Source organism: Hafnia paralvei, assembly GCF_020150375.1.
GTDB lineage: Bacteria > Pseudomonadota > Gammaproteobacteria > Enterobacterales > Enterobacteriaceae > Hafnia > Hafnia paralvei.
The window spans coordinates 3,410,115-3,432,549 of record NZ_CP083737.1 but is presented as its reverse complement, the minus strand read 5'-3'; the positions used below and the strand labels follow the sequence as shown (position 1 = coordinate 3,432,549).

At 48.7% G+C, this 22,435-nt stretch carries 19 protein-coding genes; 9 read left to right on the top strand and 10 right to left on the bottom strand.

All coding sequences use genetic code 11. From position 1 onward, the window contains the following. Positions 1 to 100 precede the first annotated feature (100 nt). From K9N75_RS16175 to K9N75_RS16155, 5 genes are all read left to right on the top strand, one after another. Positions 101 to 1,678: an MFS transporter gene (locus K9N75_RS16175; protein ID WP_224451886.1), complete on the top strand. Its 1,578-nt coding sequence runs from the start codon at positions 101 to 103 to the stop codon at positions 1,676 to 1,678. Positions 1,679 to 1,740: 62 nt separating this feature from the next. Continuing rightward, complete coding sequence (gene bglB, locus K9N75_RS16170; RefSeq protein WP_008814237.1) at positions 1,741 to 2,880, top strand: beta-galactosidase BglB; 1,140 nt, start codon at positions 1,741 to 1,743, stop codon at positions 2,878 to 2,880. 217 nt (positions 2,881 to 3,097) lie between these two features. Beyond that, entirely contained in the window at positions 3,098 to 3,742 is a 645-nt protein-coding gene (gene adk / locus K9N75_RS16165; RefSeq protein ID WP_004091785.1) for an adenylate kinase, read from the top strand. A 141-nt stretch (positions 3,743 to 3,883) separates the two neighbouring features. Continuing rightward, on the top strand, positions 3,884 to 4,858 hold the full coding sequence (hemH, locus tag K9N75_RS16160; protein WP_039188548.1) for a ferrochelatase: 975 nt from the start codon (positions 3,884 to 3,886) through the stop codon (positions 4,856 to 4,858). A gap of 102 nt (positions 4,859 to 4,960) precedes the next feature. Then, positions 4,961 to 6,262, top strand: coding sequence for an inosine/guanosine kinase (locus K9N75_RS16155; protein WP_008814235.1), 1,302 nt, complete (start codon positions 4,961 to 4,963; stop codon positions 6,260 to 6,262). Positions 6,263 to 6,903: 641 nt separating this feature from the next. Here the strand turns inward: K9N75_RS16155 and ybaL are convergent. Next, complete coding sequence (gene ybaL / locus K9N75_RS16150) at positions 6,904 to 8,601, bottom strand: YbaL family putative K(+) efflux transporter (protein WP_224451885.1); 1,698 nt, start codon at positions 8,599 to 8,601, stop codon at positions 6,904 to 6,906. 501 nt (positions 8,602 to 9,102) lie between these two features. Then, positions 9,103 to 10,326, bottom strand: a complete 1,224-nt coding sequence (locus tag K9N75_RS16145) for an MFS transporter (RefSeq protein WP_008814233.1) — start codon at positions 10,324 to 10,326, stop codon at positions 9,103 to 9,105. Between the two features lie 325 nt (positions 10,327 to 10,651). On the opposite strand from K9N75_RS16145, the gene ushA reads away from it, so the two are divergent. From ushA to K9N75_RS16130, 3 genes are all read left to right on the top strand, one after another. After that, positions 10,652 to 12,304 (top strand): bifunctional UDP-sugar hydrolase/5'-nucleotidase UshA, encoded by a 1,653-nt coding sequence (gene ushA / locus K9N75_RS16140; protein WP_224451884.1) that lies wholly within the window; start codon positions 10,652 to 10,654, stop codon positions 12,302 to 12,304. 359 nt (positions 12,305 to 12,663) lie between these two features. After that, positions 12,664 to 12,876: a transcription antiterminator/RNA stability regulator CspE gene (cspE, locus tag K9N75_RS16135; protein ID WP_004091792.1), complete on the top strand. Its 213-nt coding sequence runs from the start codon at positions 12,664 to 12,666 to the stop codon at positions 12,874 to 12,876. 213 nt (positions 12,877 to 13,089) lie between these two features. After that, the gene (locus K9N75_RS16130; protein WP_004091793.1) at positions 13,090 to 13,809 is read left to right on the top strand and encodes an acid phosphatase; all 720 of its coding nucleotides are present in this window, start codon (positions 13,090 to 13,092) and stop codon (positions 13,807 to 13,809) included. A 41-nt stretch (positions 13,810 to 13,850) separates the two neighbouring features. On the opposite strand, the gene ybaK is transcribed toward K9N75_RS16130, so the two are convergent. From ybaK to copA, 3 genes are all read right to left on the bottom strand, one after another. Next, complete coding sequence (ybaK, locus tag K9N75_RS16125; RefSeq protein ID WP_008814231.1) at positions 13,851 to 14,330, bottom strand: Cys-tRNA(Pro)/Cys-tRNA(Cys) deacylase YbaK; 480 nt, start codon at positions 14,328 to 14,330, stop codon at positions 13,851 to 13,853. Between the two features lie 330 nt (positions 14,331 to 14,660). Continuing rightward, on the bottom strand, positions 14,661 to 15,473 hold the full coding sequence (locus K9N75_RS16120; protein WP_096080506.1) for a TraB/GumN family protein: 813 nt from the start codon (positions 15,471 to 15,473) through the stop codon (positions 14,661 to 14,663). Positions 15,474 to 15,580: 107 nt separating this feature from the next. Further along, on the bottom strand, positions 15,581 to 18,340 hold the full coding sequence (gene copA, locus K9N75_RS16115; protein WP_224451883.1) for a copper-exporting P-type ATPase CopA: 2,760 nt from the start codon (positions 18,338 to 18,340) through the stop codon (positions 15,581 to 15,583). A 125-nt stretch (positions 18,341 to 18,465) separates the two neighbouring features. On the opposite strand from copA, the gene cueR reads away from it, so the two are divergent. Then, complete coding sequence (gene cueR, locus K9N75_RS16110) at positions 18,466 to 18,870, top strand: Cu(I)-responsive transcriptional regulator (protein WP_008814228.1); 405 nt, start codon at positions 18,466 to 18,468, stop codon at positions 18,868 to 18,870. 34 nt (positions 18,871 to 18,904) lie between these two features. Here the strand turns inward: cueR and K9N75_RS16105 are convergent, their stop codons facing one another. From K9N75_RS16105 to hutC, 5 genes are all read right to left on the bottom strand, one after another. Next, a complete protein-coding gene (locus K9N75_RS16105) occupies positions 18,905 to 19,462 on the bottom strand; it encodes a hypothetical protein (RefSeq protein ID WP_224451882.1) in 558 nt (185 codons plus the stop codon). 124 nt (positions 19,463 to 19,586) lie between these two features. Continuing rightward, complete coding sequence (locus tag K9N75_RS16100) at positions 19,587 to 20,045, bottom strand: NfeD family protein (RefSeq protein ID WP_008814227.1); 459 nt, start codon at positions 20,043 to 20,045, stop codon at positions 19,587 to 19,589. Then, entirely contained in the window at positions 20,045 to 20,962 is a 918-nt protein-coding gene (locus K9N75_RS16095) for an SPFH domain-containing protein (protein ID WP_004091802.1), read from the bottom strand. The genes K9N75_RS16100 and K9N75_RS16095 overlap by 1 nt, the downstream gene beginning before the upstream one ends. 137 nt (positions 20,963 to 21,099) lie before the next feature. Next, a complete protein-coding gene (locus K9N75_RS16090; RefSeq protein WP_039188556.1) occupies positions 21,100 to 21,699 on the bottom strand; it encodes a HutD/Ves family protein in 600 nt (199 codons plus the stop codon). Then, positions 21,696 to 22,430 carry a histidine utilization transcriptional repressor HutC gene (gene hutC / locus K9N75_RS16085; RefSeq protein ID WP_008814225.1) on the bottom strand — a complete coding sequence of 245 codons (735 nt, stop codon included), beginning with the start codon at positions 22,428 to 22,430 and terminating at the stop codon, positions 21,696 to 21,698. Before hutC ends, K9N75_RS16090 begins: the two co-directional genes overlap by 4 nt. Between the last annotated feature and the right edge of the window lie 5 nt (positions 22,431 to 22,435).

Genomic DNA, 22,435 nt, shown 5'->3' with positions numbered 1-22,435 from the left:
ACTTTAGACCCATAGGGAGGGTTTTCTGAGCCTGATGTTTTTCGTTTTAGAGAAATGTTTCTCGGATCGCCCATAAAAGAAACTACGGGGAATGAGAGTAATGACGATGCCATTGCAAAACAGACGCAAAATTGGGCTAATGAATTATTTAGCCTACGGTTCTGGGGACTTTCTCGGAGCAGGTACCACGGCTTTGACAGCAGCGTGGTTACTCTATTTCTACACCACGTTTTGTGGACTTAGCCCAATCGAAGCAACATTTATTTTTGCGATGGCGCGTGTTTTAGACGCTGTCGTCAGTCCTTTGATGGGATTTTTAACCGATAATTTCGGCTCTACGCGTTTAGGCCGGCGTTTCGGGCGGCGTAAATTTTTTATTCTGCTCGGTATCCCTCTGGTGTTCAGTTACAGCCTGATGTGGATTGGCGAGATGCATTATTGGTATTACCTGCTGACCTACCTGTTCTTTGATGTTGTTTATTCAATGATTTTGGTGCCGTATGAAACATTAGTGCCTGAAATGACGGATGATTTTAAACAGAAAACCAAATTTTCTGGCGCACGTATTTCAATGGCTCAGCTCTCTGCTATTTTGGCGGCATTTTTACCCGGTTTTCTATTGAAATATTTGGGAAAAGACAACGCTATCTCCTTTTTCTATGCAAGCTTGGTGTTTTCGATCATCTGCGCAGTGGTTTTAACGCTAGTGTATTTTTTCACGTGGGAACGGCCAAGGGAAGATATGTCGGAGGCCCAGCTAAAAGCCGAGCGGGAGAAGCAGCAACTCACTTTGCTACAAAGCCTGAAGCGCTTGAATGTTGAATTAACTTCAACATTGAGAATTCGTATTTTCCGTCAGCATCTGGGGATGTATCTCGGGGGGTATATTGCTCAGGACGTCTTTAATGCGGTGTTTACCTATTATGTGGTCTTTGTGTTGATGCAAAGTGCGACAGTGGCCTCGAGTCTCATGGGAACAATGGCGATTATGCAATTTATTGCTGTGATTGGCATGATTCCGTTGTGTATCAAGTTTGGGCCTGCACCTTCTTATCGTTTAGTCGTAGTGTTGTTTGGACTCAGTGCGTTGTCTTATGGCGTTTTGTATTACGCAGGAATGAATGATGCCATGTCTCTATTGCTACTGATCTCTGCAGTTGCAGGGCTGGGACGTGGTGGCATTAACTACGTCCCTTGGAATACTTATACCTATATTGCCGATGTGGATGAGGTGATCACGGGTCAACGCCGCGAAGGTATTTTTGCGGGGATTATGACACTAACACGCAAAGCCTCTCAGGCTTGTGCTGTGATGTTGGTCGGGATTGTGATGGAGTTTTCCGGTTTTGTCTCCGGCCAAAGTGTTCAGGCTCCGGCGGTAAGCCATACCATTTTGATGATTTTGAGTGTGGGCACCGTTTGCGTACTGTGCATCGGTTTTTATATCTCCCTGCGCTTCAAACTCAACTTGCATACGCACAGCATTCTGCGTGAGGAAACCGTCAAGATGCGCGATGCAGGCCATATTGTTCCTGAACAAATCACGCCTGAGGCAAAAGCGACCGTCGAAATGCTGGCAGGAATGCCTTACGAGTCTCTATGGGGGAATAACAACATTGGTTATCTCAATCGAGATAAATCGGCCCCTAAGCCTCTGCATATTTTAAAGAATGCATGAGTGATGTACCACTCTGTCCTGAATGCGAAACATTTTTGAATTAATGAATGAAGGGAGTTTTCATGCTCGTATATCCGGTAAAACATAGCCCGCTTTTACGTCAGCCAGAACGCTTTATAGCGCGTAGTGAGCTTAAAAACTTGATCTGCAAAATGACCGATAATCTGATTAATATCAGCGATGAAACCGGAGAGTTTTTACTGCGACTAGATGATGGCCGTGTTATCGATACTAAGGGTTGGGCTGGCTGGGAATGGACTCACGGCATCGGTTTGTATGGTATTTATCAATATTATCAGCAGACGGGCGACCAACAGATGCGAGCTATCATTGATGATTGGTTTAGCGCGCGCTTTGCCGAGGGTACACCAACCAAAAATGTGAATACGGTCTGTCCTTTCCTCACGCTGGCGTATCGCTATGAAGAAACGCGTGATCCGCGTTGGCTGCCTTATCTAGAACGTTGGGCCGAGTGGGTGATGTATGAAATGCCGCGTACCGAGCGTGGGGGAATGCAGCACGTTACGTTGGCAGAAGAAAATCACCAACAGCTCTGGGACGATACGCTAATGATGAGCGTGTTACCGCTAGCGAAGATCGGGAAATTGCTGAATAAACCCGAATATATTGAAGAGGCGAAATATCAGTTTTTAGTGCATACCCAGCATCTGATGGAGCGTGAGACAGGTTTGTGGTTTCATGGCTGGACGTTCGAAGGTCATCATAACTTTGCTAAAGCACGTTGGGCTCGCGGCAATAGCTGGTTGACGATGGTCATTCCTGAGTTTATCGACTTGCTCGATTTGCCTGAATATGATGCCACCCGACGTTTCTTGATTCAGGTACTAGAAAGCCAAGTGGTCGCGTTAGCGAAATGCCAAGATCAAAGTGGCTTGTGGCACACGTTACTCGATGATCCAAACTCGTACGTTGAGTCATCCGCCACCGCAGGTTTTGCATACGGCATTCTTAAAGCGGTACGGAAGCGCTACATCGGTGCTGAATATGCGGCAGTGGCTGAGAAAGCGGTTAAAGGCGTGATAAAAAATATTAACGCAGAGGGAGAGCTGACCAATGTTTCGTTCGGTACGGCGATGGGGCGTGATTATGACTATTATCGCCAAATTCCGCTGACCTCGATGCCATACGGTCAGGCGATGGCTATCTTGTGTCTGTCCGAGTACATGCGGGTTTATTTATAAAGTGACAGCTTGCGACGTATTGGCACGATACCTCGCCAATTTATTTAAGGCATAAGGCTAAAAACGGGCGAAGGTGAGATAAAAATCACCGTCGCCCGTTTTATTATGCGAGTTTCACGTTTCAGCAGTACCCCGATTCCTTGAGGTAGCGGTCACAAAAATGGTAAGGTTTAGCGTTTTTGAATTTTATAAAAAATAATTTAAGAGGATTTACGCGATGCGTATCATTCTGCTTGGCGCTCCTGGCGCGGGTAAAGGCACTCAGGCACAGTTCATCATGGAGAAATACGGCATTCCGCAAATCTCTACGGGTGACATGCTACGTGCAGCAGTGAAAGCCGGTACCGAATTAGGCAAAAAAGCAAAAGAAATCATGGACGCTGGCATGCTGGTGACCGATGAGCTGGTTATTGCTCTGGTTAAAGAGCGCATCACTCAAGAAGATTGCCGCAACGGTTTCCTGCTGGATGGTTTCCCACGTACGATCCCTCAAGCTGACGCAATGAAAGAAGCCGGTATCAGCGTAGATTTCGTATTGGAATTCGATGTTCCTGACGAACTGATCGTTGAGCGTATCATCGGTCGCCGCGTGCATCAGGGCTCTGGCCGTGTTTATCACATCAAATTCAACCCACCTAAGGTTGAAGGTAAAGACGACGTGACTGGCGAAGAGCTGGTAACCCGTAAAGACGACCAAGAAGAAACCGTGCGTAAACGTCTGGTTGAATATCATCAGCAGACCGCACCACTGATTGGTTACTACAGCGCCGAAGCGGCGAAAGGTAACACCAAGTACGTCAAATTAGACGGTACTCAGTCTGTTGCCGCTGTGCGTGCAGAACTGGAAACGATTCTGGGTTAATTTAGCCTCGAATAACACAGGCGGCTGATGGCCGCCTTTTTTATATCTATAATTTATCAGTCTGTTACCGATGAGAGTAATAGATTGGGTTATGCGTTAACTTGGTTACAATAATCTATCTCCATTGAACTGAGGCCTGCAATGAAGCAAGAAAAATTCGGCGTACTATTAGTTAACTTGGGCACGCCAGAGGCCCCAACGTCATCTGCGGTAAAGCGTTATTTGGCTGAGTTTCTTAGCGATAAGCGCGTCGTGGATGTTTCCCGCCTGATTTGGTGGCCGATTTTGAACGGCGTTATTCTGCCGATCCGCTCCCCACGCGTGGCTAAACTCTATCAATCTGTATGGATGGAAGAGGGCTCTCCGCTGATGGTCTATAGCCGCCGCCAGCAGGCCGCATTACAGGCTCGTTTGCCGAATATTCCTGTAGAACTGGGGATGAGCTATGGTCAGCCCGCATTAAAAAGTGCGATTGATAAACTTCATGATGCAGGCGTCGATCGTATTATCCTGCTGCCGTTGTACCCGCAGTATTCGTGTTCGACCAACGCCGCGGTATTTGATGGCGTAGCCCGACACTTTGCAAGTATGCGTCGCATACCGTCGCTGAATTTTATTCGCGACTATGCTGAACATCCCGCTTACATCGCCGCACTGTGTAGCAGCATTCGTGCTAGTTTTGCTCAGCACGGTCAACCTGATATGTTGCTGTTTTCCTTCCATGGCATTCCGCAACGTTATGCCGATCAGGGCGATGACTATCCACAGCGCTGCCGAGCGACTACGCAAGCGGTGGCTCATACGCTAGGACTAGACGCTGAGCGTTACATGATGACGTATCAGTCGCGTTTCGGTCGTGAGCCGTGGCTAACGCCGTTTACGGATAAAACGATTGAGCAGTTGCCGGCAAAAGGGATAAAGCATATTCAGGTGATTTGCCCTGGTTTTTCTGCTGATTGTCTGGAAACGCTGGAAGAGATTAAGGTACAAAATAAAGAATTCTTCATTGAAGCGGGAGGAGAGACGTTTGAATACATTCCTGCGCTAAATGACGATGCTTTGCATATTGAACTGTTTTATCAGTTAGTCATGGAACAAATAGGGCGTTCAGCCTGATATTCTGCGATGAAATTTTGCGTCAGAGCTTCTGGCTCTGACGATTAAGCAAGTGATGTGTTAGAATTCTCGGCTTCCTTTTCACAACCACTGACGACACTGATGAAATTCCCTGGCCAACGCAAATCTAAACACTATTTCCCCGTAAATGCGCGCGATCCGTTACTACATGCAACGCAGAAAAGCGAAATTGATACCTCCTATGTGGTCGGTATCGACCAAACGCTGGTGGATATTGAAGCGAAAGTCAGCGACGAATTTATTACTCGTTACCGCCTAAGTCAGGGGCATTCCTTGGTGATCGAAGACGATGTTGCCGAAGCCCTGTATCAAGAGCTAACCGATAACAAGCTCATTACTCACGAGTTTGCTGGCGGCACGATTGGCAACACGATGCACAATTACTCTGTGCTAGCCGATGACCGTTCGATTTTGCTTGGCGTAATGTGTAGTAACGTGAAAATTGGCAGCTATGCCTATCGTTATCTGTGTAATACCTCAAGTCGTACCGATCTTAACTACCTGCAAGGGGTTGATGGTGCGATTGGTCGTTGCTTCACGCTCATCAGCGAAAATGGCGAACGTACGTTTGCCATCAGCCCTGGGATGATGAATCAACTGCGGCCTGAAAGCATTCCTGAGGATGTTATCGCAGGCGCATCAGCGCTGGTGCTTACCGCCTATTTGGTGCGCTGCAAACCGGGGGAGCCGATGCGTGAAGCCACCATGAAAGCCATTGAATATGCTAAAAAGCACAATGTGCCGGTGGTTCTGACATTAGGCACCAAGTTTGTGATCGCCGACGATCCACAGTGGTGGCGCGATTTCTTGCGCGATAACGTGACGATCGTTGCCATGAATGAAGAAGAGGCCGAAGCTTTAACCGGACTCAACGACCCACTGGCGGCGTCTGATAAAGCGCTTGAGTGGGTCGATTTAGTATTATGCACCGCTGGGCCGGTCGGTTTATATATGGCAGGTTATACCGAAGAAGATGGGAAACGCAAAACCCAGCATCCGCTGCTGCCAGGGGTTATTCCTGAATTCAACCTGTACGAATTCAGCCGCCCAATGCGTAAAGTATCCTGTGAAGTTCCGTTTAAAATCTACTCTCATATTGCGCCTTATATGGGGGGGCCAGAGAAGATTATGAACACCAACGGTGCAGGCGACGGCGCATTGGCTGCGCTGTTGCACGATATTGCGGCTAACGGTTTCCACCGCACCAATGTGCCGAACTCCAGCAAACACCAGCGTACTTATCTCACTTATTCTTCATTGGCTCAGGTGTGTAAATATGCCAACCGGGTCAGCTATCAAGTGCTAAACCAGCATTCTCCACGCCTAACGCGTGGCCTGCCAGAAAGAGAAGATAGTTTAGAAGAGTCGTATTGGGAGAGATAAGAGATGGGGGCGGATAACCTAGCTATGTAGGATTCGCCTTTGTGGGAGCAGTGACAGATTTCGCCCGCCCGTTAGCATCAATTTTTCCATGACGCAGTTGGCGTAGGCGTCCGACGAGAGGTTGCCAGCGCGCAACCTCTCGACTCTCGCGCTTTTTATCCGAGACGCCATCTCCGCTCCGGTTTGGTATCGCCCATCCCGGGCGCCCCAAACTCCGCCGGTACATCCCTGTACCGGCGGCTCTCCCTACCAAGACTTAAACTAAAACCCAAAGAAGGTTTTGATTTTATCTTTTGGTTTTGACGTTGACCTTCTCCGGCACGTTGTTCTTCAGCCGAATAGAGGAATGTAGGCTAGGATTCGCCGACAGGGATGTCGGCGAAAGAACGGAGGAGCCAGGATGGCGATTGCCGTTCGTTCCGTAAAGGCCGGAATGACGAGATTCGGGCACCTGCGAAGCAGGCTGAAGGACGGTGCCAAGCCCGGATGCAAGGCGGCGGCGATTGAGCCGCCTTGCTCGGACGCCTGCACGGAGTGCATGTCGGTTTCGGTGCCTTAGGCGTACGAAATCTACATCGTAAACTTATGTGTACAAACCTACACCATTCAACATGGATAATCTGAAAGCGGCAGCCGTAATATTATATTGCACACCCCTGCATCTTATCCTGATCCGTCATCTTATCGACCTGCAGCAATTCCAACATACTGTTGGCGATCTCACGTTCACCCATCACCACCTGATTCGCACCGCGGTCTGAAATATAGGCGACTTCATCGTCGTAGTGCGCTCGGGCGATAATATCCAGAGAGTCTCGCTTGGTGCGGGCAAAGGCGACAATCTCACCGGCTTCATAGCCGTTTGGAATGGTGAGTAGCAGCCAGCGTGCACAATCAATTCTCGCTAGCTCCAACATTTCGGGATTCGCTGCATTACCCAGTACCGCATGAATACCTTGCTCACGAAGCGCCTCAACGCGTGGGCGGGAGTTCTCAATAACCACCAGTGGAACGCCTGCGTCATGCAGTTTAGCGCCGATAAGGCTGCCTACACGCCCGTAGCCAACCAGAAGTACATGGTTACAGAGGTCAACTGGGATCTGTTTCTCTTCTTCCTCAGTGACTTCTTGCAGGCTCTGGTCTTCGATAGTTTCCGTTTTGGCCAGATAACGCTCTAGTAGAGTAAATAGGAGCGGGTTAATCATGATGGACAGGATAGCCCCTGCGAGCACTAGATTACGACCTTCCGGTGATAGCATATTCAGGGAAATCCCCAAACCAGCCAAAATAAAGGCGAACTCACCAATCTGAGCCAGACTGACGGAAACCGTTAGCGCAGTACGTTTAGAGTGACCAAACATCTTCACTAGCAGGAATGCCGCAACGGACTTACCAAATACAATGATTGCTAAGCAGCCCAGTACAGCGAGGGGTTGTTCGACCAAAATCATTGGGTCAAATAACATCCCTACTGAAACAAAGAACAGCACTGCAAATGCATCTCGCAGTGGCAATGTATCGTGAGCAGCTCGGTGGCTAAGCTCTGATTCGTTAAGTACCATGCCGGCAAAGAAGGCGCCAAGTGCGAAAGAGACGTCAAAGATTGCGACGGCACCGTAGGCGACGCCCATGGCTAATGCGAGAACGGAAAGGGTAAACAACTCGCGTGAGCCTGTACTGGCAGTTTTGGCTAAAATCCAAGGTACCAAACGGCGTCCCACCACGATCATGATGGTGATAAAGGCGATGACTTTACCCAGCGTGATGCCAAGCTCAATCAGTAGGTCTTTTAACTGCATATTTTGCCCTTCGCCCATAATTCCGGCGAAAGCAGGTAAAAGAACCAGTGTTAGCACCATTGCCAGATCTTCTACGATCAGCCAGCCAATGGCGATTTGACCACGTTGGCTATCAATTAGCTGCCGCTCTTCCAAAGCGCGCAGCAATACCACGGTACTCGCGGTGGATAAACACAGGCCAAAAACTAAGCCAGTGACTAAATCCCAACCTAATAACGACGAAAGTCCCATACCCAGCAATGTCGCCACAGCGATTTGTGCAATAGCGCCGGGTATCGCGATGTTTTTAACCGCCATTAAATCTTTTAGAGAGAAGTGCAGACCAACACCGAACATCAGCAAGATAACGCCAATTTCGGCCAGCTCTGGGGCGAGTGAGGTATCAGCCACGAAGCCGGGTGTAAACGGGCCAGCAAGTACGCCTGCGACCAAATAGCCCACTAATGGAGATATTCGCAGACGATTTGCCAGCATACCTAAAAGAAAGGCGAGAACTAAGCCTCCAACGATTGTCGTAATAAGCGGGGTTGAGTGATGCATCTAGACTCCTTCTAGCACTGCACGAACAGCTAAATAATAAAAATACCTTTTTTAACTTGAAGCCGTTTCATGGCTACAGTTTCAATTAATGTGTGTATACCCGTCATACTTGAAGCAGCATCTGTGTTAGCAGTGCTCGTTCCTTACGAAACTAAGCTGGCGTACGGCAAGGCTTCGTCCAGTCGGCAACGATACAAAAACGGCTCATAAGACTCAGGTTTTTGCGACGCAACTCTAATTATTGGGGTACTAAAACCGCAATTTCTCACGCAGCAGTACCTTTAGTGGTGCTTTTGCTTCGTGAAATCAATAGGTATCTCTAATAAGTTTATTGTATTTATCGATATTCTGCTGAGTTAATTTTGGGAAATCAGTCAGAAATTAGAAAAAAAACGTGCGAATGGCAGTAAATGAAGGTTTTGTCAGGCAAGTTCATGTGGTACGCGGCTTTGGGAAGAGTATAACCCGACCAATCCTACAGAATAAGTCGGGTTATTAAGGCTAGTTAGCGTCTTTATGCTCTATATTCGGCAGTAAAGCAGTCAAGATGCCGAGTAATGGCAGGAATGCACAAATCTGATAAACCAAATCGATGCTGGTGAGATCGGCGACATAGCCAAGGACAGCGGCTCCCAAGCCTCCCATACCAAAGGCAAAACCAAAGAATAGGCCAGAAACCATGCCGACTTTGCCTGGGATGAGCTCTTGTGCGTAAACCAAGATGGCGGAAAATGCCGAAGCCAATATAACGCCGATAATGACGGTTAAAATGCCCGTCCAGTACAGAGAAGCGTAGGGTAAAGCGAGCGTAAACGGTGCGACACCCAGAATTGAGCCCCAAATAACATATTTACGTCCTATCTTATCGCCTAAAGGCCCGCCAATAATGGTTCCGGCGGCGACAGCAAACAGGAATGCAAACAAATGAATCTGTGCACTTTGTACTGAAACACCAAACTTATGAATAAGATAAAAGGTGTAATAGCTGCTAATGCTGGTGAGATAGAAGTATTTTGAAAAAATGAGCACGAGCAGTATCGATAGAGAGATAACCACGGTACGGCGTGGCAGCACTTTTACCGCCCCTTGGCCTTTAGGCTTACCTTTGCTTTGACGCGTTTGATGCTGATACCACTTGCTCACCTGCAGTAGTACAACGATAGCGAGCAGTGCTGCCAGAGAAAACCAGGCGATATTTCCCTGACCGTAAGGCGCAATAACCGCCGCCGCCAGCAAAGGCCCCAACGAGCTACCAAAGTTGCCACCAACTTGAAATACCGATTGTGCCAGACCATGACGACCACCGGAGGCCATACGTGCAACGCGTGAAGATTCGGGATGGAAGATTGACGAGCCCGTCCCCACCAGCGCAGCGGCAATAAGCACCACGCTAAAGCTAGGTGCAACCGATAACAGTAAAAGCCCAGCCAACGTGAATCCCATGCCTATCGGTAAAGAATAGGGTTTAGGGTGTTTATCGGTATACATACCGATGAGCGGTTGCAGCAATGAGGCCGTGAGCTGATAGGTCAGGGTGATGAGGCCTATCTGCGCAAAACTAAGTGAAAACTCCCCGCGTAAAATGGGGTAGATCGCTAAAATTAGCGATTGGATCATATCGTTCAGCAGGTGTGACACGCTGATAGCACCCAGAATGGAGAACGAGGTGCGATTGACGGGCTTTTGTGTCACGGAATCGGACACCGGATCGATGCGGTCAGTCATAGTGTATTTTTGTTATGTTGTTGGTTAAGGAGCTATTTATGTACAGGTTATGTGCAGGCTGATAAATAGAGATAGTCATCACGCTAACAATGACAAAGTTTATCATTCTTGGTCAACCGTTGTTTTTATCTTCTCGTCGGTTATTTGTTCACCATTGCTGGCAAATGTGGGCTGTAATTTGAAAGCGCTCGCAAAAAAATGAAATGATCCGACAAATTAGCCGTTAGAATTTTAGACTGATCATTCAACGCGGTGATTTAAATCGAATAAGCATAATAATTAGAACGGTAATGGGATGATGAATATGACGACACGGAGAACCCGTATGAAATTTGCTCTGAAAGGAACAGCGTGCGCTTTAGCGGTAGCGCTCGCACTGGTGCCGACGTGGGCTGCCGCATGGGAAAAAGACAAAACCTATAACATCACAATTCTGCATACCAACGATCACCATGGTCACTTTTGGCAAAATGCTAACGGAGAATATGGGTTAGCTGCGCAGAAAACGCTGGTGGATCAGATACGCCAAGAGGTTGCGGCGCAAGGCGGTAGCGTATTGTTGCTCTCCGGTGGGGATATCAATACTGGCGTTCCCGAATCAGATTTACAGGATGCAGAGCCTGATTTCCGTGGCATGAATCTAGTTGGCTATGATGCGATGGCGATTGGTAACCATGAGTTTGACAACCCGTTATCTGTTTTACGTCAGCAGGAAAAGTGGGCGACCTTTCCTTTGCTTTCAGCCAATATTTACCAGCAAGGCACTGAAAAACGGTTATTTAAGCCTTACGAAGTTTTCGATAAGCAAGATATTAAAATTGCAGTGATTGGTTTAACCACCGATGACACCGCGAAGATCGGCAACCCTGAATTATTAAAAGGGATCGAATTCCGTGATCCGGCAGTGGAAGCTAAGACGCTGATCCAGCAGATCAAACAAAACGAAAAGCCGGATGTGATCATCGCGGCCACCCATATGGGACACTATGATAACGGCGAGCATGGTTCCAATGCACCCGGCGACGTTGAAATGGCGCGCAAGCTCCCCGCGGGATATCTGGACATGATTGTCGGCGGCCACTCACAAGATCCGGTGTGCATGGCGTCAGAGAATAAAAAGCAGGTTGATTATGTGCCAGGGACACCATGTGCCCCCGATCGCCAGAATGGTACTTGGATCGTGCAGGCGCATGAATGGGGCAAATATGTTGGTCGCGCTGATTTTACCTTCCGAAACGGCGCGCTGACGCTGCAACACTACCAGCTTATTCCCGTGAACCTCAGCAAAAAAGTGACCAAAGATGATGGTACCGTTGAGCGTGCATATTACACCCATAAAATCGAGCAAAACCCACAAATGCTTAAGCTGTTGACGCCGTTTGAAGAGAAGGGCAAAGCACAGTTGGAAGTTAAAGTCGGTAGCGTGGATGGAAAATTAGAGGGCGATCGTAGCAAAGTTCGCTTTGAACAAACCAATATGGCGCGCTTGCTGCTAGCGGCGCAGATGGAGCGCACTCAGGCCGATCTGGGAGTTATGAGCGGCGGTGGCGTGCGAGACTCTATCGAACCGGGAGATATCAGCTACAAAGATGTGTTGAAAGTGCAGCCGTTTGGCAACACCGTGGCGTATGTGGAGATGAAAGGTAGCGATCTCGAAAAATATCTCGCCGTGGTTGCCAATAAAAAAGTGGATTCTGGCGCTTATGCTCAATTCTCAAACGTGAGCTTAATCGCGGATGGAAAAGGCGTTAGCGATGTGAAAATTAAAGGAGAGCCATTACAGGCTGACAAAGTCTACCGTTTGGCGCTGCTCAATTTTAACGCCACGGGTGGCGATGATTATCCGATCGTCAGTGAGCTGCCAAGCTATGTGAATACAGGGTTTGTGGACGCAGAGGTGTTAAAGCAGTACATCGAAAAGCACTCTCCGCTCAAAGTGTCAGACTATGAGCCGAAAGGCGAGATTGTTTATCAGTAAAGTCGTGTATGACGGAGGGTAGGTTTTGCTCTCCGTCAACGCTAAATATGGCCCACCTAAACTTCCACCAGTCTAGCCGTCTAGATGAGAGAAATTATTATTTGAAAATAATTCTTGATAACTTAGGTCAGGTATGAGTAAATAGCGTCATCGGTTTGAAACACAGACCTTATGAACGCAGTTTTAGTAAAGCAGTCCTCAGTTCAAGCGCTATCCGCATAGATACCTCTTCTTCTTGTGAGTCTTCTCCTAAGTGCCAAATAAGAACTTTTCAATAAGTAACTCTCTGAAGACGACCACATTCGCCAAGTGATTTTTAAAATCGCTGATGGCTCAAAAAATAATTAAAGGAAGTATCTATGTCTAATAAAATGACTGGTTTAGTAAAATGGTTTGACGCTGGTAAAGGTTTCGGTTTCATCTCTCCTGAAGATGGCAGCAAAGATGTATTCGTACATTTCTCTGCAATCCAGAGCAATGATTTCAAAACTCTTGATGAAGGCCAAAAAGTTGAGTTCTCTATCGAGAACGGCGCTAAAGGTCCATCAGCAGTAAACGTTGTTGCGCTGTAATAGCCAATAACGCATGCAGAAACGCTAAGTGACTGCATATCAAGAACCCGCCTAGTGCGGGTTTTTGCATTTTTATCCGCGGTGTTTTTCAACGTTGCGCCGTTTTTATTTTAATTATCAAATAACTATTAGCATTCATTAGGCAAATGTTATCCCTGTCACGGTTGGCAACGATCAGAGCATTTAAGATGCCAGATAGGAGGAAACACACCGATGAAGAAAATAGTTTTAGCAACGTTAGTTGGTTTATTAGTCTCTGGTTATGGCATGGCTGCCGACGATCATTATCTTAAATATGAACAAGCACCCGACAGCTTAAAGCTGCTGCCTCCACCACCCGCTTACACCAGCATCGATTTCCTGAGTGACAAAGCTCACTATGATGAAGGGAAGGCACAGCGCAGCACAGAGCGTGGAAAGCAGGCGTATGATGACGCCGATGTTTCTAAAGATAGCTTGGCGCGAAATTTCTCCACGGCCTTTGGTTTCCCAATTTCGAAAGAAAAAACCCCTGAAACCTTCACTCTGATTACGACGATGAAAGAGGATGCGGGCGAGTATGCGACGCGTTCAGCCAAGCAACATTATAACCGCGTACGTCCCTTTGCTTTCTATAAAGAAGCAACCTGTCGCCCAGAAGATGAGAAAGAGCTGTCAACCAACGGTTCATACCCTTCGGGTCATACCACTATTGGCTGGTCAGTGGCGCTGGTGCTGGCTGAAGTGAATCCTGCTCGACAGAATGAAATCCTCAAACGAGGTTATGATCTTGGGCAGAGCCGCGTTATCTGTGGCTATCATTGGCAAAGTGACGTAGACGCTGCCCGTGTCGTCGGCAGCGCCGTGGTTGCATCCTTACACAATAACCCCGCCTTTGAAGCGCAGTTAGCGAAGGCTAAAGCTGAAGTGCAGAAGTTAAACCAAGCTCATTGAGTGAAAACTCAATGTTGACGGGTTCTGATAAACAGAACTCGTCAATCTCGTTTCGCAATTTCGGCAAAGCTGGCGTTAGTCATACGGCTAAGGTCTTGCGCTGAGAGTTCAATATCAAGCCCCCGTTTTCCGCCGGATACATAAATCGAATCAAATTGCTGCGCACCGCTGTCGATAACGGTGGGTAGGCGTTTCTTTTGCCCTAGTGGACTAATACCTCCCACCAGATAACCGGTAACGCGCTGTGCCAACTGTGGATCGGCCATATCCGCTTTTTTGGCGGCGAATGCTTTGGCCACTTTTTTTAAATCAAGCATTGAAGCCACAGGGGTTACCGCAACGGCCAAATTTTTAGCGTCTCCGTTAAGGGAAACCAGCAGGGTTTTATAAACCTGCTCGGCGTTTAAACCTAGCTTACGAACGACTTCATCGCCGAAATTGGTTTCGTCGCTGTCGTGATGGTATTGGTGGAGGGTAAAAGGCACTTTATTTTTTTCAAGCAGAAGAACAGCGGGAGTCATTATTTAAACCTCTAAATCCATCATACTTTAAGCTGCATCTTTGTGGGGTTAGCGAACCTATGCAAACTCGAACTCTGTGTATGCAACATGACAATGAGCACAATGATAACGCTGTTATTCATCAACGTCAGGTTCGGTTGCTTATTTATTCGTGCGCTAAATGTTTGTTGGCTACAGCATCCACAGAATAACTATTGCCAGAATCACAGCGGCATTGCTACCCTATGCTGGCAACTACGAGGGTAAACAGAACGTCTATCTTTGTAGCATAACGATAATAATGAAATTCCTCTTTGACTGGCCAATAGAAATATTGGCCATTTTTTTCGCCTAATGTGCGGTATAGGGCGCGAGGAGTTCTGGCAGGTTGCCTTCGCTGTAGAGATGTAAAGCGCCAACGGCGACCACATAGTTTCCTGCAGGGAGTGCCAGCAGCATTTTTTGCCATTTTTGATTGCGATCGCCCATTAATACTTGATAAAGCTCATCGCTGAAAGTGGAGGGTAGATCGGTGGTTGAGATCGACTCCGTCGGCGATATCCATCCGCTAATCAGCGTTTGCAGCAAGCGTGCGTTGGTATGCCAATGTGTCAGGGTGTCTTGCAGTAGCACGATCCCATTATTGGGTAATGCGTGCAGTAACGCCATTTGCGTATCAGCTCCCTCAAGTTCGATGACGTGGAGTGAACGTTGCTGTGCAAAACGCAGCATCTGATAGTCGATGCCATATTCAGAGCGTAGACCTAACTGATGAGCCTGCTGTGCCTGTAAGGTCAACGCGGTGCGCCAGGCGGGAAAATACTGAACGGCGCTCACCGGAATTCCCGTTTCTTGACAGCGCTGTTGCACCTGTAACCATTGTTCGTGAGAGAGGTGAAACTCCAACGGAGTTTCTGTCTCAGGAGTTTCAAAAGAGGGGGAGGAGCGGGTGATATCGGCTTCAACGATTAACGCATCCGCCTGTTTTAGCCGTTGAATTAGCGTATCGGGAAGAGGGGACATGTTTTCGGTACCCATATGGATGCTTCCCACCAGATGCAGGTTTACGCCGCCTTGCAAGTGGATATCCAGCGCAGGATAGGCATAGGTCGTCGTGGGGACAATTCCCAACCAGAGAGCAAGTTTACGCAGCCAGTGTTTCATTGATCACCTTTCCTTTTTTTCTATGCTACGTGCAGTGTGCAGGCAAAGGCAAAAAAAAAGCACCGAAATCTCGATGCTTTTTGTCGCGTTTGGTGTCGATTTAGCCTTTATTTAGATTTGGGCTTAAAGCGCAATAAACGGTTGGCGTTGCTGACTACGGTAATGGATGACAGCGCCATTGCTGCACCAGCGACCACTGGACTAAGCAGTGTTCCGGTGAGCGGGTAGAGCACACCTGCAGCAATCGGGATCCCCAGTGAGTTATACACAAAGGCACCGAGCAGGTTTTGTTTCATATTGCGCAGTGTCGCGCAGGAGATTTCAATCGCGTCAGCCACACCGGTCAGACTGTGACGCATCAGAGTAATAGCAGCCGTTTCAATGGCGATATCGCTACCTCCTCCCATGGCTATACCCACATCCGCCTGTGCCAGAGCAGGGGCGTCGTTGATACCGTCGCCAACCATCGCAACTTTATGTCCTTTGGACTGCAAGGCTTTAATTGCATCCGCTTTGCCTTCTGGCATCACACCTGCGATGACTCGGTCAATGCCAGCCTCTTTGGCAATGGCGTTGGCGGTTAGCGGGTTATCGCCGGTCAACATGACCAACTGATAGCCCAGCCCGTGTAAACGCTGTAGTGCTTCGACACTGTCGCCTCTCAGGGGATCTCGAATGGAAAGCAGCGCCGCGGGCTTACCGTTTGCTGATAATAATACGGGCGTAATTCCACGCTCGGCCTGCTGTTTCAGTAGCGCCTTCACGTCGCTGATATCCACTTTCTGTTGTTCCATCAGCGAATCATTCCCCAGCAGAAGCGTATAGCCCTCGACGTCTCCGCTTACGCCTAAACCGCGCAAGGTGCGGAACTGCGTCACATCTGGAATGACCAAACGTTCTGCTCGTTCTGTGATGGCACGTGCCAAAGGATGGTTTGAGCCCGCTTCTAACGCAGCAGCCCATTGCAATGCCTGAGCTTCGCTGACATCGTTGAACGTATGAATTTCAACGACTTTTGGTTGTCCTTCGGTCAACGTACCGGTTTTGTCGAATACCAAGGTATCGAGCTCGCTGGCGCGCTGCAACGCATCTGCATCACGCACCAATACGCCAAACTCTGCTGCGCGTCCTACGCCGGCAATAATCGACATAGGTGTCGCCAAACCTAGTGCGCAAGGGCAGGCAATGATCAGCACCGTCGTTGCAACTACTAAGGTGTACACAATCTGTGGTTGTGGACCAAAGAAGTACCAGATCAGACCGCTGAAGATTGCAATCCCGACGACGGTAGGAACAAACACAGCTGAAATACGGTCAGCCAACTGGCCAATCTCAGGCTTGCTGCTTTGCGCCTGACGAACCAGTTTGATGATGCGCGCCAGCGTGGTTTGGCTGCCGATGGCACCTGCGCGAAACAGCACGCTACCATCTTGTACCACGGTACCCGCATGAACCTGATCGCCGGTGGATTTCTGCTGTGGGATGGGTTCTCCGGTAAGCATGGCTTCATCCATCCACACTTCTCCGGAGATGATCTCACCATCAACTGGCACACGATCGCCGGTGGTTAGGCGAAGTGTCATTCCTAGCTTAACATCCGCCAGCGGGAGGGTTTTCTCTCCCTCTTCGGTGACGACGCGAGCGGTTGGCGGAGTTAAATCCAGCAAACGTTCAAGCGCTTTGCTCGAACGTTGGCGAGCACGGGCCTCCATGGCATGACCAAGGTTAATCAAACCGATGATCATCGCACTGGCTTCATAATAGAGATGACGTGCTTCCATCGGAAACACCTGTGGCCACAGGGTTACGGTGATGGAATACAGCCAAGCGGCGCCGGTACCCAATGCCACTAAGGTATCCATTGTCGCACTGCCGTTCATTAGGCTACGCCATGCGTTACGGTAGAAATGCCCCCCAGCAAATACCATGACGCCAAGCGTAATCAGGCCAACGATCAACCAATTATTTTGGTTGGTCGCCGTCAGTTCCATTGAACCACCGAATAAACCCCACGCCATCAGCGGAACACCAAGGCCTAAACCTAACGCCGCCTGCCAACGGAATTTCTTCACCGATTTCTCAGCGGACTCTTGCTGGCGTGCGCGGCGCTTTTCTTCATCTTGAATGATTTCGGCGCCGTAACCCGCTTTTTCAACTGCCTGAATCAGCGCCTGCGGATCGCTATGTCCTGTGACTAATGCACTGCGTTCGGCAAGGTTAACTCGCGCTTGCTCTACGCCGGGAACCCCTTGTAAAGCATTCTGTACTTTCAGAACACAGCTGGCACAGCTCATGCCATCGAGCAGCAATTGGACGTTGTCATCGGTGTCTGCGAGGGTATCCGCAGTGCTAGGGATGGCCGGAGATGATGTTTCAGCCGCTGCCAGAGTTTCCGGCGCTTGTGTTGCTGTCGTGCTGTTAGATGCAGACTGTGTCAGCGGCTCAGTTTTTGGGTGGCTTTCACCTTGGGCTAGAGCGGCTTCATAGCCAGCCGCTTTGACTGCTTCGATCAGCACAGTGGCGTCGGCAGAGCCATAGATCTTAGCTTCAGCCAGAGACACATCGGCAGCATCAACGCCTGCGACGGCTTCCAACGCTTTGGTTACGCTGGCGGTGCAATGCCCACAGCTCAGACCGCTTAACGCTAGCGTAACGTCTGGTGTACCCGCCAGCGTGGCATGATAACCCGCCTGTTCAACGGTTGAGACGATGGTCTGGGCATCGGCGTCGCCGGTGACTTTAGCGTAACGCGGATTATTCAACAGAGCGACTTCAACATCAGGGCGCGCCTCTAGCGCAGTTTTTACTTTTTTCGCACAGTTCATGCAGGACAAGCCTTGCAGTGCGAACAGCTGTGTTTGTGACATAATGAATTCCTCTTGAGTATTACCGTTCAATCCAAGGATGTTGGCCGACCGGTGAATGACATGCTATTTTTCACTTGGACTAAGCTTAAACCTTCCAGCAAGGGTAAGGTCAAGCGGGAGGAAAAATGAATATTAGTGAAGTTGCCAAGAAAACGGGACTCACCAGTAAAACTATCCGGTTTTATGAGGAGAAGGGGCTGGTGACTGCGCCAAATAGGGCGGATAACGGCTACCGTTTTTACGCCGAAAAGCATATTGAAGAGCTCACTTTGTTGCGTCAGGCTCGTCAAGTGGGGTTTACGCTAGAAGAATGTCGCGATTTGGTCGATCTCTTTCGAGATAAAAGCCGTCATAGTGCCGATGTTAAAAGCCGTACGTTAGAAAAAGTGGCTGAAATAGAGCATCAGATTGAAGAGTTACAGGCAATGCGGTTACGTTTAATGTCGCTGGCCGATGAGTGCCCCGGCGATGATAGCGCCGATTGTCCGATTATTAATAATCTGGCGGGATGCTGCCATCGCGGTAAGTAAATAGTATGGTGGTATCTCTGTGCTATAGCTGGTTTTATCGAGGGCCTGCCAGATAAATTGGCCGTGCTAAGGCTTGGCGATATTCCTCATGATTATAGAAAGGCCATACGGATTTATCGCCACCAGATGCTTTTATGAGCGCATCCTGTTCACGCTTCTTTCTTTTATTTCTTAAATGATGAGTCCATAGGCAGGCCAGAATCACCGTGCCTAAAGTCGCCTGCCAGAGCCTTTGTGTGCAGTACTGGGCTAGGATGATGGTGAGAAGAAAGCATGAAGCCCCCGTGATATAGGACCACGATAGTGCGGTGATTTCGGGTTCAGGCCAGCGATATTCTAAATTTGAACGTAAAAATAAAATAATGCGGGCGTTTTCTTCTCTTTCCTGAGCGGTGAGCAACTGTTCGTCTTTCAGGCTGAATTCATCGTCATCAGTGATCCACTCAGCGTCGGACATGAAACGCTTAACGATGGCATCTTCAGTTGAAATACAAGTGCTGACCCGCTGTTCATATTGATAGTTAGAAATGCGGCCGATAGAAAATTGGCGAATTGCCTGCGCGATTTGTTTTCTTGAAAACGCATCAATCATAATGATCTCCATATCGAGAACGTCATCTTGAGTATGTTCTTCCCTATCGCTGTAATTACGTCTTTGCTAACGGTGTCACTCAGATTATTGGCGGAAATATCAAATCGCCGCCAAAATTAGCATGTTATGACCTAATGGCTTTGACTTTCAGGGTAATCCCTTCAACATCCGCGACTTCAACGACGGTGCCTGTCGGCAAATCCTGATAACAGGTCACTCGCCAACTGCTGTCGCCAATCCGAATACGTCCATTGCCATTGACAATAGGCGCTTCTAACGTTGCACGGGCGCCAATGAGCTGTCGGCTACGCTGATTGAGCAAGTCGTCGTTGTTTTTCGATTCTGGTTGGCTACGCTTGAGCCAGCGCCACCAAAGAAAAGCGGTTGCGACGGTGAGAATAGCGAACAGCGTTGCCTGCCACTCCCAACCGAAGGGAAAAATCCATGTCAACAAACCGACTATCAGGGCAGAGATCCCGCTCCACAGCAGGTATCCGCCCGCCCCAAGTAATTCGGCTGCTAACAGCACACCACCCAGCGACAGCCAGAAGCCATGCGGATTTTGGGCAATGTATTCGACCATTATGATTTGCCTTTAACCGGACCAGTTTCTTTAAGCAGTTCAGCAATACCGCCGATTGAGCCCATCAGATTGCTGGCCTCCAATGGCATCATGATGACTTTGCTGTTGGTGGCAGATCCAATTTTTTGTAGCGCATCGGTGTATTTCTGTGCCACGAAATAGTTAATCGCCTGAATGTTACCGGCGGCAATTGCCTCAGAAACCATTTTCGTCGCCTGAGCTTCCGCTTCTGCGGCACGCTCACGTGCTTCTGCCTGTAGGAATGCAGACTGGCGTTCACCTTCCGCTTTCAGAATTTGAGATTGCTTTTCACCTTCGGCGCGTAAAATGGCTGCCTGACGTACCCCTTCGGCCTCCAGAATATCGGCACGTTTAGTACGTTCTGCCTTCATCTGGGCATTCATGGACGCAACCAGTTCAACCGGTGGGCGTACGTCGCGGATCTCGATACGGGTAACTTTAACGCCCCAAGGATTAGTCGCTTCATCCACAATATGCAGCAAACGGCCATTGATGTGATCGCGCTGAGACAGCATTTCGTCCAGTTCCATTGACCCCAAGACTGTTCGGAAATTTGTCATGGTCAAATTGACGATGGCGCGCTCTAGATTGCTGACTTCATAGGCGGCACGCGCTGGATCGATAACCTGAATAAAACAGACGGCGTCAATAGTGACGTTGGCGTTATCTTTCGAAATGATCTCTTGGGCAGGAATATCCAGAACCTGTTCCATCATGTTGATCTTGCGACCAACGCGATCCATAAAGGGGACGATGAGATTCAGGCCTGGCATTAATGTTTTGGTATAGCGGCCAAAGCGTTCAACGGTCCATTGGAAGCCTTGCGGCACGATCTTAATCCCTGACCAAACGATGACCAACGCAACAACCACTAAGACGGGAATAACGGTAAACATCGATAACCTCCTGTTAATGAGCAGCTACATACCACTCGATTAGTTATAGTTTAACCAATCGTGCGGCAGACTGACATGTTTAACAGGCGGAAAGAATAAATAAGAGATGCTTAAGCGCATTCTCAGCATCGTTTGTTTTATTGATCGAACCCTGTCAGTTCAAACACACCGAGATGCCCATGGCCGTCGAGTTCAACGGTATGGGTTTGCGGTCTTGGCGTGACGAGCACCGCGCTGTCGTATTTATTAAGAGTAATAGATTTGCCGCCCCCTACAGGGGTAAGAGAAATTTCGCCGTCGTGACAAAATAAAATAATGGTGCTCGCGTGGCAGCGTAGGGGAGGCATGTTGGGGCTGGTCGTCACCCACTGTAGTCGAGCACCGTAATAGCGTGGGTCATAAATCAAGTTAAGATCGCGCACTTTCCCATTCAGTAGCGTGCTGCTGACGCGACTATCGCCGGAAAAACGCTGAATTCCGCAGATCAACAATGGAGGTTCGATGCGGCCATCTATTTTGAGTTGCAAACCTTCACCTTCCAAAATGGAAAGGATGCGTTGATAGCCGGTATAACGAGAAAAATCACCATCGGTGGTGACTTCTGCCATGGAAAGACGCCAGCGAAAGTCCCGCCCGTTGGGCGAATCCACGCGCATGATTTCCTGTGTAACGCCTTGTCCATTTTTCCAGGGCATCGAATGATAATCAGCCCATCGTAGGATCTGCCATTGATTCATGAGGTGAAATGTCCTTTTAAGCGATGCCTAGTTCCGGGAAACAGCAATTTTGCATAGGTAACATTATGATGTTTAGACCAAGTTCGGCGTTCGATCAATAGGCAAGGCTCGCTGGCATGGATATGTAGCCACTGGCTTTCTTCGGCGGAGGGCAATACCGCTTCAACGATATGTTCGCCTTCCGTGAGTGGCGCAACGCGAGATAAGTAGTCATGCGGCGTAATCTTTTGAAAATCTTGTTGAAGATAATCCGGTGCAACGACAGGATTCACGTAGCGGTTTTCAATTTGCACCGGTGTATCGTTTTCGTAATGCACAATGATTGAGTGAAAGAGCTTGGAGCCCACGCCAAGGTTGAGCGCAGCGGCCTGTTCGCTGTTGGCCTGTGCTTCGGCCAGCAAGATAATTTTGCAGTGATGACGGTGATTACGTGCCAGAATTTCGTCGCGGATGCTGTGTACTTCGAACAGTGCAGATTGCCCTTTGGGTTCAGCTACAAAAGTACCGACGCCCTGCATACGGATCAGCAATCCTTGATGAGTCAGTTCACGCAGTGCGCGGTTGATGGTCATTCGGCTGAACCCCAGATGAGCAACCAGCTCGGCCTCTGAAGGAATACGATGGTTTGGCGGCCAAGTTCCATTACTGATGTTATCGGTGATCATTTTTTTGACCTGCTCATACAAAGGCGCAGGCGTGGATAAAGTTGATAAATCAGCGGAAAGTGTCATGGATA

Excerpts from the sequence above, each read along its gene's own strand:
- K9N75_RS16175 (WP_224451886.1), top strand. The coding sequence starts at position 101 with ATGACGATGCCATTGCAAAACAGACGCAAAATTGGGCTAATGAATTAT.
- bglB (WP_008814237.1), top strand. The coding sequence starts at position 1,741 with ATGCTCGTATATCCGGTAAAACATAGCCCGCTTTTACGTCAGCCAGAA.
- adk (WP_004091785.1), top strand. The coding sequence starts at position 3,098 with ATGCGTATCATTCTGCTTGGCGCTCCTGGCGCGGGTAAAGGCACTCAG.
- hemH (WP_039188548.1), top strand. The coding sequence starts at position 3,884 with ATGAAGCAAGAAAAATTCGGCGTACTATTAGTTAACTTGGGCACGCCA.
- K9N75_RS16155 (WP_008814235.1), top strand. The coding sequence starts at position 4,961 with ATGAAATTCCCTGGCCAACGCAAATCTAAACACTATTTCCCCGTAAAT.
- ybaL (WP_224451885.1), bottom strand. The coding sequence starts at position 8,601 with ATGCATCACTCAACCCCGCTTATTACGACAATCGTTGGAGGCTTAGTT.
- K9N75_RS16145 (WP_008814233.1), bottom strand. The coding sequence starts at position 10,326 with ATGACTGACCGCATCGATCCGGTGTCCGATTCCGTGACACAAAAGCCC.
- ushA (WP_224451884.1), top strand. The coding sequence starts at position 10,652 with ATGAAATTTGCTCTGAAAGGAACAGCGTGCGCTTTAGCGGTAGCGCTC.
- cspE (WP_004091792.1), top strand. The coding sequence starts at position 12,664 with ATGTCTAATAAAATGACTGGTTTAGTAAAATGGTTTGACGCTGGTAAA.
- K9N75_RS16130 (WP_004091793.1), top strand. The coding sequence starts at position 13,090 with ATGAAGAAAATAGTTTTAGCAACGTTAGTTGGTTTATTAGTCTCTGGT.
- ybaK (WP_008814231.1), bottom strand. The coding sequence starts at position 14,330 with ATGACTCCCGCTGTTCTTCTGCTTGAAAAAAATAAAGTGCCTTTTACC.
- K9N75_RS16120 (WP_096080506.1), bottom strand. The coding sequence starts at position 15,473 with ATGAAACACTGGCTGCGTAAACTTGCTCTCTGGTTGGGAATTGTCCCC.
- copA (WP_224451883.1), bottom strand. The coding sequence starts at position 18,340 with ATGTCACAAACACAGCTGTTCGCACTGCAAGGCTTGTCCTGCATGAAC.
- cueR (WP_008814228.1), top strand. The coding sequence starts at position 18,466 with ATGAATATTAGTGAAGTTGCCAAGAAAACGGGACTCACCAGTAAAACT.
- K9N75_RS16105 (WP_224451882.1), bottom strand. The coding sequence starts at position 19,462 with ATGATTGATGCGTTTTCAAGAAAACAAATCGCGCAGGCAATTCGCCAA.
- K9N75_RS16100 (WP_008814227.1), bottom strand. The coding sequence starts at position 20,045 with ATGGTCGAATACATTGCCCAAAATCCGCATGGCTTCTGGCTGTCGCTG.
- K9N75_RS16095 (WP_004091802.1), bottom strand. The coding sequence starts at position 20,962 with ATGTTTACCGTTATTCCCGTCTTAGTGGTTGTTGCGTTGGTCATCGTT.
- K9N75_RS16090 (WP_039188556.1), bottom strand. The coding sequence starts at position 21,699 with ATGAATCAATGGCAGATCCTACGATGGGCTGATTATCATTCGATGCCC.
- hutC (WP_008814225.1), bottom strand. The coding sequence starts at position 22,430 with ATGACACTTTCCGCTGATTTATCAACTTTATCCACGCCTGCGCCTTTG.